At 70.8% G+C, this 12,476-nt stretch carries 10 protein-coding genes; 2 read left to right on the top strand and 8 right to left on the bottom strand.

The genetic code is table 11. The features are described from left to right. The first annotated feature begins 70 nt into the window (after positions 1–70). Entirely contained in the window at positions 71–277 is a 207-nt protein-coding gene (locus BT341_RS45150; RefSeq protein WP_177328723.1) for a hypothetical protein, read from the top strand. Next, positions 241–564 (top strand): HAD family hydrolase, encoded by a 324-nt coding sequence (locus BT341_RS44080; protein WP_072474840.1) that lies wholly within the window; start codon positions 241–243, stop codon positions 562–564. The genes BT341_RS45150 and BT341_RS44080 overlap by 37 nt, the downstream gene beginning before the upstream one ends. On the opposite strand, the gene BT341_RS03235 is transcribed toward BT341_RS44080, so the two are convergent. From BT341_RS03235 to asnB, 8 genes are all read right to left on the bottom strand, one after another. After that, positions 551–1,165, bottom strand: coding sequence for a maleylpyruvate isomerase family mycothiol-dependent enzyme (locus BT341_RS03235; RefSeq protein WP_072474841.1), 615 nt, complete (start codon positions 1,163–1,165; stop codon positions 551–553). The two genes, BT341_RS44080 and BT341_RS03235, sit on opposite strands and share 14 nt — an antisense overlap. Positions 1,166–1,397: 232 nt before the next feature. Further along, positions 1,398–2,045 carry a phosphatase PAP2 family protein gene (locus BT341_RS03240; protein ID WP_072474842.1) on the bottom strand — a complete coding sequence of 216 codons (648 nt, stop codon included), beginning with the start codon at positions 2,043–2,045 and terminating at the stop codon, positions 1,398–1,400. Further along, positions 2,042–3,211 (bottom strand): glycosyltransferase family 4 protein, encoded by a 1,170-nt coding sequence (locus BT341_RS03245; RefSeq protein WP_072474843.1) that lies wholly within the window; start codon positions 3,209–3,211, stop codon positions 2,042–2,044. The genes BT341_RS03240 and BT341_RS03245 overlap by 4 nt, the downstream gene beginning before the upstream one ends. Continuing rightward, the gene (locus BT341_RS03250) at positions 3,208–4,461 is read right to left on the bottom strand and encodes an O-antigen ligase family protein (protein ID WP_425426277.1); all 1,254 of its coding nucleotides are present in this window, start codon (positions 4,459–4,461) and stop codon (positions 3,208–3,210) included. Before BT341_RS03250 ends, BT341_RS03245 begins: the two co-directional genes overlap by 4 nt. 1 nt (position 4,462) lies before the next feature. Next, a complete protein-coding gene (locus BT341_RS03255) occupies positions 4,463–5,986 on the bottom strand; it encodes a right-handed parallel beta-helix repeat-containing protein (RefSeq protein WP_072474844.1) in 1,524 nt (507 codons plus the stop codon). A gap of 9 nt (positions 5,987–5,995) precedes the next feature. Continuing rightward, the gene (locus tag BT341_RS03260) at positions 5,996–8,110 is read right to left on the bottom strand and encodes a heparinase II/III family protein (RefSeq protein ID WP_072474845.1); all 2,115 of its coding nucleotides are present in this window, start codon (positions 8,108–8,110) and stop codon (positions 5,996–5,998) included. 268 nt (positions 8,111–8,378) lie between these two features. Further along, positions 8,379–10,556, bottom strand: a complete 2,178-nt coding sequence (locus BT341_RS03265; protein WP_072474846.1) for a bi-domain-containing oxidoreductase — start codon at positions 10,554–10,556, stop codon at positions 8,379–8,381. After that, a complete protein-coding gene (gene asnB / locus BT341_RS03270) occupies positions 10,553–12,463 on the bottom strand; it encodes an asparagine synthase (glutamine-hydrolyzing) (RefSeq protein ID WP_072474847.1) in 1,911 nt (636 codons plus the stop codon). Before asnB ends, BT341_RS03265 begins: the two co-directional genes overlap by 4 nt. Between the last annotated feature and the right edge of the window lie 13 nt (positions 12,464–12,476).

Genomic DNA, 12,476 nt, shown 5'->3' on the forward strand with positions numbered 1-12,476 from the left:
ATTTCGGACAGCGGGCACATCACCCGTTCCAGCGATGGCGCTCGCACGCATGTTCGGTACCGTCGGAGACATGTCCGCCATCCCCGCACCCCTCAACCGCGACGCGATCGACGTCGTTCTGTTCGACGCGATGGGGGTCCTCTACGCGTCCGCCGACGATGTCGGCGAGCTGCTCGTCCCCTATCTCCGCACGCACGGCTGTGTGCTGCGCCGAGAAGAAATCGAGCAGCTGTACGAGGAATGCACGGGGCCACCGGTGTACGGCTCCGCTGCCTGAGCAACGACGTCAGCGAGTGGGCCAAGCTGCTGCGTGAGCGGTTCGGCCTCGGCGAATACCTCACCGACTGGTTCGTCAGCGGCGACCTCGGCGTCCGCAAGCCCGCTCCCGAGGTGTTCGCGACCGTGTGCCGCCGGCTCGACGTGGTGCCGGACCGCATCCTGCTCATCGGCGACCGCGCGGCGAACGTCGAGGCCGCGCGGTCGGCCGGGCTGCAGGCGTTGCGGTTCGGCAGTCCGCACTTGTCCACAATGGACCAGCTCCGGAAGGAACTCAGACCGTGGTGAAGCGCGCGCTCGGCTCGCCCCGAAGACGGCCCGCCGGCAGCCGCCGGTTGCACAGCACCAGCAGCAGGTCCTGGGCCGGCCCGGTGACCGGGGTCCCGGTGCCGTACGACCAGTCGAGGTCGTCGGCGCGAAGACAGACGCCGGACAGGTCGGTGCCGAAGTACTTGACCTGTTTCGGCTTGATCCCGCTGAGGACCACTCCCAGCCGTTCCGCGGGCACACGGCGCTCCAATCCGAGCGCGGTGGTGATGTCCAGACCGTGGATCACATCGTGGCTCAGGGCCCCTTCCGGCCCACCGCCCGGCGGCCGCCACGGGTGGTCCGCGTTGTTCCGCAGCGAGGCCACCAGCGCCTCGCGCGACAGCTCGGCCGCCTCCCGGCGAGCCACGCGGTCGGCCATCCGGTTGAAGCGCCCGGCGGACTTGAGCAGCTCACGGACGAACTGGCCGGTCGAGAACCGGAAGGGCATGGTCATGTGGGCGACGACGTCGGCCACACACCACCCGGCGCACAAGGTCGGCGACCTCCAAGAATCGGCCGGCAGCTCATCGAGCAGCGCAGCAAGCTCACGCCGTTCGGCGGCGATCAGGTCCTGGATCATCGGTCTCTCCTTCGCGGGTAGGTCACCCCACCGACGAGCAGAAGCCCGGCGAACCGACAGGTGGCCCGCACCAAGAACACAGACGATCCCCGGCGACGTCCCGACCCCAGCAGACCCGCGCCGGACGTCTCGGTCGAGCCGGTGGCCTGGCCAGTGCCCCGGCGCCGCCCATGCCGTACCCCTGCCGGTCAAGCGCGCCCGGCCGGACCCGCGCCCCCTTCCGGCCGGAGCGTCACAGCCGGTCGGCGACGCGATCCACCAGCAACGCCATCCCCGGCACCACGGCCAGCGCCACGCAGAACCCGCCGAGCGCGTCCGTCGGATAGTGCGCGCCCAAAGCCACCTCGGCCCAGCCCATCGCGGCCCCGGCGACCACGGCCAGTCCCAAGACCAGTACCACCGCGACCGACCGGCCGAGCCCCAGCCGGTCGGTCAGCACGAACGCGATGACCAGAGCCAACGCCGTCGCCAGCGCCGTGTGCCCGCTCGGATAGGAGAGGAACTCGCCGTGGATGGTGCGGCCGACGATCGGCTTGCCCACCGTCGTCACCGCCACCGTGGCGGCGACCCCGACCACTGTCAGCACGGCTGCCCGGACGCGCCGGACCAGGAAACATGCCACAGCCATCAGGCCGATCAGGATCATGGAGCCCACCGGTTCGCCGCCGAAGTCGAACACCAAGGCGACATATCGCCACGGTGGCCGGACCCCGTCGATCGACGGGAGCAGGGCCGCGTCGATCCCCGTCAAGCCCGCGTCATGGAAATGGAGGATGCCGAGGGCCACGACCACCGCCGTCGCCAGGGCACCCGTGAGCGCCAGCGGGCCACGCAGCATCGCCGGCAGGGCCGCGGGCGCCGTCCGGACCAGCTCCCTCACGCCTCGATCGCCGCCTCGTACCCGGCGATCAGCCGGTCCAGCCCGACCGCCGGGGTGAAGTCCTTCTCGTACCGGACGCGGGCCGCGTCCCCCATTTCGCGGTTGCGGTCGCCGACCACCGCCCGAAGCCGGTCCGACAGCGAGGCCTCGTCGTTCGGCTCGTGCAGGAGGCCCGTCACGCCGTCGTGGACAAGCTCCGGGAACGCACCGTGGGCAGCCGCGACCGTCGGCACGCCTGCGGCCATCGCCTCGACGACCACCAGGCCGAACGCCTCCAGCCACGTCGACGGCGCCACCACCGCCGCCGCGTCGGCAGTCAGCGCACGGCATTCCGCCTTGTTCTGCAGGCCCACGTACGACACGTCCGGCCGGCTGGCCGCCCACGTCGCGACCTCGTCCTGCATCGGGCCCGTGCCCGCGATCACCAGCGGCACCCCCAGGGCGCCGCCGAGGCGGTCCCACGCCCGCATCAGCAGGCCGACCCCCTTCTCCTCGGTGACGCGGCCGAGGAACAGCACGTGCTTCCCATCGCCGGTGCGGCGGACGCCGGGGTCGGTGACGAAGTTGTGCTTCACCGCCATCCGCTCGCCGGGCATCCCGGCCGACACCAGGAGGTCACGTTGAGCCGCCGAAATGCAGAAAAACCGCGAAACGCCCGTCCACCACCGGCGGCGGTTCGCGAGCGTGCTCGCCGCCATCGGGAGCGTCGCCACGCGTGAACCGCGGTAACAGCCGTGCTTCACCGCCGGCACCGGCGGCCCGCCGACGCACTCGGTGCAGATGCGGCCGTCGCGGTGCAGCGTGCCGGGCGGGCAGACCATCCCGTAGTTGTGCAGCGTCGCGACGGCGGGGACTCCCGCGTCGGCGCAGGCCGCGACCACCGACGGCGACAGCAGCGGGAACGTGTTGTGGATGTGCACGACGTCCGGGCGCCACGACCGTAGCCGGGCGGCGAGCTCCTTCCGCACGGCGGCGTTCCACGGCACCATCAGCGGCACCGCGGCCTTGCGGGGCAGCGGCATGGACGCGATGTCGTCGCTGCGGCGCTCGAACAGCGAGACGTCGTGCCCGCCGTCGGCGAGTAGCGTCACCTCGGCGTCGACGACGTTGTTCTCGCCGCTCGGCTGCTCGGACCGGTACCGGTTGTGCACCACGAGCACCTTCACGCGCCTGTCCCCTTCGCCGGGATGAATGCTTGTTCGTCGGTCTGCGGCACCCCGCGGACGAGCAGGGACGCGGCGACCGCCAGGTGCAGCAGATACGGCGACGCGTCGCCCAGACCCGCTTCGGTATAGGAGGCCGACACGCAGTAGGTGATCAGGAAGATCGCGCACGCCCTCGCCAGCGACGGCGGGCGCAGGACCGCGACGACCATCAACGTCAGGAGGAAGGCCGCCACCAGACCGATGCCCACGAAACCCTGCTCGTGATAGATCGCGAGCCAGCTGTTGTCGATCGGCAGGCCGTCGTAGGACTTGTCCGTCAGGCCGACCCCGAAGATGTACTCCGACGTCGTCCGCGGGGCCTCCAGCAGCGCGTCCCAGACCTTCGCGCGGCCGGTCAGGCTGGAGAAGTTGTCCGCGCTCTGCCCGCGGAGGAACCACGTCTGCAGCGCGCCCGCGAGTGCGACACCGGCGACTCCGCCGAGGCCGACGGTCCACGCGAATACCTTCCGCGCACGTGCGCTCGTCAACAGCATCGAGAGGAACGCCACGGCGAGCCCGGCGATCAGGCCGAGCGTGGCGGTGCGGGTGTGCGTGAGCATGAGCAGCGCCAGCACCGGCGCCACGATGAACACCGCGCTGCGCCACGTAGTGCGGCGCCCGAACCAGAGGAGCAGTGTGAGCCCGGAGATGACCGCCGCGTACTGGCCGATCTGCGGCGGCGTGAGCGGCCAGACCGCGCCGGAGAGCCGGCCACCGTAGATGTCCGGCATCGCGTTGCCCGGGGAGATCACCAGGCCGATCGCGACCGACGCGAGGACGACCCCGTAGGCGCGGATGTGGTAGCGGACGAAGCTGAACCCGCCGTCCCACCAGCGGGTCAGCAGCCACAGCGTGGACACGAACACGGCGAGCCGGAAGCACCGGAACAGCGCGCCGGCGCCTTCCTGCAGGTCGGCGCTGGAGAGGATGCTCGACACGAGCAGCAACGTCAGCAACAGCAGATAGGCGCTCGGCCGGATCCGCAGGTGCTTGTTCAGCACCAGCGCGATGACGAACGCCGTCATCAACGCACCCATGGTGACCAGCTGGCTGACCGACCGCGGCAGCGGGATGACCGTCTTTGCGCCGGTCGAACCGAGCGTGTTGAGGATCAGCAGCGCCCACGCCACGCCCGCCCACTTCGGCGTCGCCGACGCGGGTTCGGCCGCGGCGTCGCCGCGGATGTCCGCGATGCCCGTGTGCGCGGCCACGTCAGCCCCCGGCCTGTGCGGTGTACGTGCTGCCGGTGTCCTGCGAGTACGGCGCGCCTTCCCACTCGCCGATCTCGAGGACGCGGTCGGTCGTGTAGGCGATGAAGGTCCACGGACCGGCGTAGCTGTTGTCGTGCCAGCGGTTGTCCTGCTTGAACGTGACCGCCTGCTGGACGGTGTCGCCCTTGTACGGCGACCACTCCGGGTAGGTGCCGAAATTGGACAGCAGGCCCATCCGCCCGCACGACGCCTGGCAGCCGACCACCGCGGGGTCGAGGACGAACTTGTTGTCGTGAATGTCGACGTGCTGGGTCTTCCACCGGCAGTCGCTCAGCAGGGGCCCGCTCGCGATCGCCGGCGCCGCGCACTGCTTCACGTCCGGCACCAGCCGGGTGCAGTCGCCGGAGCTGGTGTTGGCCGGGCTGTTGCAGTAGCGGTCGGCGTTCTCCCACAGCGTGATCCCGGACCAGTTGTTCTCCAGGTAGTTGCGGGAGATCTCGAGCTTCGCCGTCCGAGCCTTGATCCGGGGCTCGCCGCCGGACTCGGAGATGTAGATCGCCGGCGTCGGGAAGTTGTCGCTCTTGTCGGCGTACTTGCGGCCGTCGATCCAGTTGTTCTTGCGGATCGTGTTGTCGCGGATGACGGCGTTGTAGCTGATCTCGTAGATCAGCGCGGCGCTGTCGTTGTTCTCGATGAGGTTGCCCTCGATGAGGAAGTCGTTGTTGTTCGTGTCGGCCCACAGTCCGGTGCCGTGGTTGTCGTGCACCCAGTTGCCGCGGACGTCGGCGCCGTTGACGTCCCAGAACTTGACGCCGCCGGTGCAGCCGCAGCCGTCGATCTTGGCTTCCCAGTCGGCGGTGTTGTTGCCGGCGATCTCGTTGCCCTCGACGACCAGCGCGGTGATCGGCGTGGCGCCGGAGAAGGCGTTGATCCCGTACTGGCCGTTGCGGCGCAGGCAGTTGCCGCGTACCTGCTGGCGCGCGCCCGCCATCAGGCCGGCGCCGTCGTTGTCCTGGATGGTCGAGTGCTCGATCACCCAGCCGTCGCCGGAGTCGTGGTTGACGACGCCTTCGTCGCGGGGTGCGGCGAAACCCTGCACCGTCAAATAGGTGAGCTTGACGTTCGTCGCGTGGCCGGTGAAGGCGTACTGGTTGATCTTGCGGCCGTCGACGACCGCGCCCGGGGCGCCGATGTAGACGTCGCCGTCCTTGGGTGAAACCTGGTCGTACTTGTCGTCACCGAGGATGTGCTTGCCGGGCTTGAGCCAGAACGTCGTGCCCGGACCGGCCGAGCGCGTCTTGACCGCGAGGTCGCCCGGCACGGCCGGATCGATGACGACGGCGCCGGCGGGTGCCGTCGCGGGACCGGCCGGTTCCTTGTCGCACACCGCCGCGACCGACCCGCCGGGCACCGCGGTCGCCGGAGCCGCACCCCCGGTTTGCGGGGTGCTGGAGCACGCCGCGACCGTGAGGAGGACACCGAGCAGCGGAGCGGCACGGCGGAAGCGGAAGCGACGGGGTGTCACGGGCGGGTCCTAACTGAAGCGAAGCAGGGTGGTGAGGTGGCCGGCGGCGCCGGTGCCGACGAGCGTGGTGGAGGGCTCCTTCCGGCCGAAGCCCGCGGAGTACCAGCCGAGGGGCGGATCGGTCTCCCCACGGTGGGCGGTCCACGACAATTCGGGTGGCAGCTCGAGGACCGCGGTGCGCACGGCACGGCCGGAATCGGCGAGGGAGCCGGAGACGTGGCCGACGAGCGGATCGGCTTCGGAAGCCGAGGAGGAATCTGCCGCGCGACCGCCGAGCGGATCGGCTCCGGGAGCGGATGAGAAATCCGTCCCACGACCGGCGAGCGATTCCGTCCTTGTGCCGGCCAGTGACTTGCCCTGGCCAGCGGCGGGCGGGGCGGGCCAGCGCAGGTGGGCGACATTTCCGTCGAGCAGCACCGTGACCGCCGGGCCCAGGTGGAACGCCAGACGCGCGGCCTGGCCCGTTTCGCCGAGGACCTCGTCGATGATCTTCAGCACCTCGCCGTCCAGCTCGACTGTGCGGCGGTGGACCGCCGGTGCGTAGCCGTCGTGGGCTGCCCTCCACTGGGATGGGCCCTTCTCCGGGGTGCGCACGTCGAGCACCTTCGTGACCGCGTGGCGCGTCCACAGGAACGGGCCGCCGGAGACCGACTGGTCTCTTCCCGCCAGTTCCAGCGTGTTGTGGCCGAGCGTCGAGCGGAAGTACGACCGCCACTGCGGCTCGCCGTGATAGCAAAACGTGCCCGGGTCCGCCAGGACGTCGACGCCGTCGTGGCGGACCTCCACCGACAACGCGTCCGCGTGGGCGTGTGCGGCGATCGACAGGAAGCCGTGCGGGCCGCCGTCGCAGCGGGCCCAGACTCGGCCCGATCGCAGGATCGTCATGCCCGCGTCGCGCAGGTGTGCCGGACGGCGAGCCGGGCGGACGCCCGACGCGCGCGGGGTGCGTGATGCCAAAGATGCCAGCAGCGGCGTGCGGACGTCGTCGCCGGGTACCGCCGGCCACCAGTCCAGGCGGCCGAACAGCACTTCGCCCGTCGCCAGCAGTGATGCCCAGCGGTCGGTCGCGGCGCCGTCGACGATCAGGCCGAAGCCGTCGTCCGCGTCGCCCTGGCGCGGGGGACGTAGCCGGTTGTCCACAATGGACGCTAGAGCGTCGGTCATCCGGAGCAGGACGTCCCACGTCGAGGGCTGCACCGGCGTGCCCGCCGCGTCGGCCTCGACTGCCGCCGCCAGGCCGAGTTCCAGCACCAGGCCGTGGTACTCCGACGCCAGCTCGGCGTTCAACCCCGACGCGAACGTGTTGCGCGCGAGCTGGACGTCCAGGGAGCGCGTCGCCTCGGCCCGCCAGCGCGCCGACTCCCGGAACCAGCCGAACGCGCACGCCGCGGCCAGCAGGCCCGCGTCCTCGGCGATGACGTGGTTGTTCGCCGACGAGCCGTGGCTGCGCAGCGTCGACAGCCAGTTCTGGTGGTGCCACAGCTGCAGCTGGAACTCCGGGTTGTCCTCGAACAGCTCGGAAACGCCCGGCCAGCCGTCGAGCAGCCGGCGCGTCCAGACCCACGACAGCAGCCGGATGCCCAGCTCGATGCCGCTGACCCAGTGCGGCCCCCGCAACGGCGGGTTCGCGGCCCACCACGACCGCAGGTGCGCGGCCACTCGCGCGGCGTAGTCCGGCGAGCCGGTCAGGGCGAACGCCGCGGCCAGGACGGTCAGGTGCTGGTGCCGCGACGGCTCCCAGATCTGCTTGATGTCACCGACCGTGTCCTCGGACCGGTAAGGCACGTCGAAGGCGTACACGTCCGATGGCGCGCGACGGCCGGTCTTCGGGTCGAGGAACCAGTCCGGCGCCTCGAAATCCGTGCGGACGACGCCGAAGTACTCGGCGCGGCCCGCCATCAGCTCGTCCGCGGTGGCCAGGAGCCGGGAAACCGCCTCGCCGGACGCCTTGCCCAGCACGCCGGCGGGCAGTGCCGCGGTGAACCGGGGGTGCGAGGGCCAGTCGGGCGGCGTGGGCAGAGCGGTCCGCCACTGCCGCTGGACAACGGCATGCCGCGCACGGCCGACGACCTCCGCCGGTCCCATCCGGGACAGCCGCCGCAGGTACCAGCCCGGACCCATCATGCCGGGACTCCCCGCCGCAACCCGGCCTCCGCCGCGCTCACCGCTCGGCACGCGCCTGCCTGGCGAGACACCCCCGGCCGGACCACGAGACTGGTCGCGCCCCAAGCACCCGCCTTCCGCGACCACTCCAGCCGCACCACCGCCGCGCTCACCGCGCCCCAAGCACCCGCCTTCCGCGACCACTCCAGCCGGACCACTGCTGCGCTCATCGCGGCGCCCCAAGCACCGGCCACCCGCGACCACTCCGGCCGCACCGCCGCCGCGCTTGTCACGCCTGGACTCCGGCCTTGCGCGGCAGCTCGATCCGGACCGGTGCCGCGTTCGCGACGCTCGTCTGTGCCGCCAACGTCGCCAGCGTCGTCGCCGCCAGGGACTCCACCGTGATGGGCATCGGGCCGCCCGTTCGCACTGCCGTCAGGAACGCGTCGACCTCCGCCGCCTGGCCCTTGTCACGGCCCTTCGGGATCCTCGAACTCGCCCACTTCTTGCGCGAGTACACCGATGCGCGGACGAAGTCGTCGAACTTCAAGACCTTGCCGTCCGCCACCAGGTCCAGTGTCTCCTTCGGGAAGCCCGATGAGCCCGTCTCGGCGTACGTGATCACCGCCGTCGAGCCGTCCGGGTATCCCAGCGTCACCTGGAGGTCGCCCGTTGCGTACACCGAGACCGGGTCCGCGTCCAGGAGCCAGCTCACCGTGTCGATGAAGTGACCGCCTTCGCCCACGAAACGGGAACCCTCCGAATCCGCCTGGTTGTACCAGCTGCCGTGGTCGAGGCGGCCCGCGTTGACCAGGTAGCGGACCGTCGCCGGGCCGACGCGTGGGCCGAACTGGGCGCGGGCCTCGTGCAGCAGTGGCGCGAAGCGGCGGTTGAACCCGACCTGCAGGCGGTCGTTGCCGGACTCCTCGATCGCGTCGAGGACCTTCTGCAGTTCCGACGAAGACAACGCCAGCGGCTTCTCGACGAACACCGTCTTGCCCGCCAGCAGCGCGCGCCGGGTCAGCTCGGCGTGCGAGCTGTGCCGGGTCACGACGAACACCGCGTCGATGGAGTCGTCGCCGAGGACGTCGTCGATGTCCGTCGACGCCGCCGCGAAGCCGAACTTGCGCCGCGCGTTCGCGCCGGACAACGCCGACGTCGTCGCGACGTGCTTCAGCTGCACGTCGTCGCGCTCCACCAGGTGCGGCAGCAGCATCGAGGACGCGTAGTTGCCCGCGCCGATGAAGCCCAGGCGCACCGGCTGCCCGGCCGGCAGCGGCGCGGCCCGGTGCTCGACCAGCCCGACGCGCGCGGACGTGACCACGGGCTCCGTGCGGGCGACCGCCTCCGGGTAGCGGAACAGCACCGCGACGGCCTTCAGCTCACCCTCGTTCAGCGAGCGATAAGTCGACACGGCGTCCGAGAAGTCCGAGACGTGCGTGATCAACGGCTCGACGTCGAGACGGTCACGCGCGATCAGGTCGAGGACGCACTCCAGGTTCCGGCGCTCGGTCCAGCGGACCTGGCCGATCGGGTAGTCGCGGCCTTCCAGCTCGTACGACGGGTCGTAGCGGCCCGGGCCGTACGACCGTGAGAACCGGACGTCCAGTTCCTTCTCGTAGTAGGCGTTCCACGGCAGGTCGAGCTTGCACTTGCCGATGTCGATCACGCGGCCGCGGTCGCGGGACAGCTTGGCGGCCAGCTCCACCGGGTCGTTCGTGTTGCCGCCGGCGGCGAGGTACGTCTGGTCGACGCCCGCGCCGTGCGTCAGCTCGTCCACCGCCGTGTCGACGATGCCGGACGCCGGATGTGCGCAGGTCAGTGCGCCGAGGCTCTCGGCGAGCTTGCAGCGTTCCGGGTCGGGGTCGACGCCCACGACGCGCACGCCGGACGAAGTCAGCAGCTGCACGACCAGCTGGCCGATCAGCCCGAGCCCGATGACCAGGGCGACGTCGCCGATCTGGGGCTCGCCGCGGCGGACGCCCTGCATGGCGATCGACCCGACCGTGCCGAACGCCGCGTGCCGCGGGTCGACGCCGGCGGGCACGCGCGAGTAGAGGTTCTTCGGCACCCAGTTCAGCTCGGCGTGCAAGGCGTGCTCGTTGCCCGCGCAGGCCACGAGGTCGCCCACCGCCACGTCGGTGATGCCCTCGCCGACCTGCTCGACGATGCCGCACAGCGAGTAGCCGAGCGGGGTGTAGGAGTCCAGTTTGGACGTCACCTTGCGGTAGGTCGCCGAAAGGCCGTTCGTGGCGACGCTCTGCATCACCTTCGCCACCTGGTCCGGGCGGGCCTTCGCCTTGCCCACCAACGACATGCTGGCCTCGGACACCTTCATCATCTCGGTGCCGGTGGAGATCAGCGAGTACACCGTCCGCACCAGCACGCCGCCGGGCTTGCAGGCGGGCTCGGGGACATCGAGGAGCGCCAGCTCACCGCTCTTGTAGTTCTGGACTACCTGCTTCACTTCGCTCCCGCTCCAGACATCGCGTTCCGGTACCAGTACTCAAGGGTCAAGACGTGCCAGAGGTGCTTGCCGCGGTCTTCCTGACCGGCGGCGTCCTCGGCGACCATGCGCTGCAGCGCCTCGCGCTGCAGGAAACCCGACGAAACGAGCACGCCTTCGTTGACGACTTCCCGCACCAGCGGCGCGAGATCGCGGCTCATCCAGGCCCGCAGCGGCGCGCTGAACAGGCCCTTCGGCCGGTGCACGATCTCGCTCGGCAGGATGTTCAGCGCCGCGTTCTTCAGCGCCACCTTGCCCGCGCGGCCGACGATCTTCTTGTTCCCCGGGATCTTGAACGCCGCCCGCACGACCTCGACGTCGACGAACGGCGTCCGCACCTCGGTGGACGCCGCCATCGTGGACCGGTCGGTGTAGGTCAGGTTCAGGCCCGGCAGGAACAGCCGCGAGTCGGCCAGGCACATGCGGTTGACGAAGTCGTCGAGCGCCTGGTCGTGGTAGGTGTCCGCGTGCTCGGTCAGGACGTCGTCGACGGACGGCGCGAGGTCCGGGTTGACCAGGCCGAGCAGCTCCGACCGGTCGTACATCGTGTAGCTGCGCCGGAACGCCGTCTCCTCGGGCAGGCCCGCGAAGGACAGGAACCGCTTGGCGAACCGCACCGACCGGTACCCGCGCTTGGCCGACGCCACCGGCAACCGGTCCACCAGGGACTCGACGGGCTTGCGCACCGCGCCGGGAACCTTGTGGTAGCGCAACGCGATCAGGTTCGCGAGGTGCTTGCGATATCCGGCGAACAGCTCGTCCGCGCCCATCCCGGACAGCATCACCTTGACGCCGGCGTCGCGCGCGGCCGTGCAGATGAGGAACGAGTTGATCGCCGCCGGGTCGCCGATCGGCTCGTCGAGGTGGTAGGTCATCTTCGGCAGCAGGTCGAGCACCTGCGGCGCGATCTCGATCTCGTGCAGGTCGACGCCGAACTGCCGTGCCACGATCCGGGCGTACTCGAGGTCGTCCGGCATGGCCTCGAACTTGGCGTCCTCGGCGCGGAACCCGATGGTGTAGGCCGAGATCCCCGGCTGTGAACGCGCGGCCAGCGCCGTCAGGTAGCTGGAGTCGAGGCCGCCGGAGAGGAACGTCGCCACCGGGACGTCGGAGATCAGGTGCTTGGCCGTCGACTCGGCGATCACGGCGTGCAGGTCGACCTCGCCGTCGAAGGCCGCGCCCTCTTCGGCGACCTCCCGCAGCGACCAGAACCGGCCGCGGTCGACCTGCCCGTCCGGGCGGCAACGCAGCCACGTACCCGGCTGCAGCTTCTCCGCGCCCTGGTAGGCGCACCGGCTGTCCGGCACCCAGTAGTAGAGCAGCGACGCGATCAACGCCGCGTTGTCGACCTGAAGCGACCCGCCCAGCTCGCCGGCGAGCGCCTTCAGCTCGGAGGCGAACGCGACGCCGCCGTTGCGCTGGACGAAGAACAGCGGCTTGATGCCCAGCTGGTCACGGACCAGGAACAGCTCGCCGGTGCCCTCCTCGAACATCGCGAAGGCGAACATCCCCCGCAGTTTCGGCAGGCAGTCCGTGCCCCAGCGCCGCCACGCCTGCAGCAGCACCTCGGTGTCGGACGTGCCGCGGAAGCGCACGCCCGCCGCGGAAAGCTCGGCCCGCAGCTCCGGCGCGTTGTACAGCTCGCCGTTGTAGCTCAGCGCGAGGCCGTCCAGGACCATCGGCTGGGCGCCGGTCTCGGTCAGGTCGACGATCGAGAGCCGCCGGTGTCCCAAGTGGACGTCACCGGCGCCGGCGCGGTGCTCGTAGCGGCCGGAGCCGTCGGGGCCGCGGTGGGCGAGGGTCTTGGTCAGCCGGTCGGTGAGCGGCCCGCCGTCCGGCCAGAGGTAGGTGCCTGCGATGCCGCACATCTCGAGCGGGTTC

The sequence above is a fragment of the Amycolatopsis australiensis genome (assembly GCF_900119165.1).
GTDB lineage: Bacteria > Actinomycetota > Actinomycetes > Mycobacteriales > Pseudonocardiaceae > Amycolatopsis > Amycolatopsis australiensis.

Bases quoted from the DNA above. Each gene is read 5' to 3' on its own strand.
- asnB (WP_072474847.1), bottom strand. From the start codon at position 12,463: ATGTGCGGCATCGCAGGCACCTACCTCTGGCCGGACGGCGGGCCGCTC.
- BT341_RS03260 (WP_072474845.1), bottom strand. From the start codon at position 8,110: ATGATGGGTCCGGGCTGGTACCTGCGGCGGCTGTCCCGGATGGGACCG.
- BT341_RS45150 (WP_177328723.1), top strand. From the start codon at position 71: ATGTCCGCCATCCCCGCACCCCTCAACCGCGACGCGATCGACGTCGTT.
- BT341_RS44080 (WP_072474840.1), top strand. From the start codon at position 241: ATGCACGGGGCCACCGGTGTACGGCTCCGCTGCCTGAGCAACGACGTC.
- BT341_RS03235 (WP_072474841.1), bottom strand. From the start codon at position 1,165: ATGATCCAGGACCTGATCGCCGCCGAACGGCGTGAGCTTGCTGCGCTG.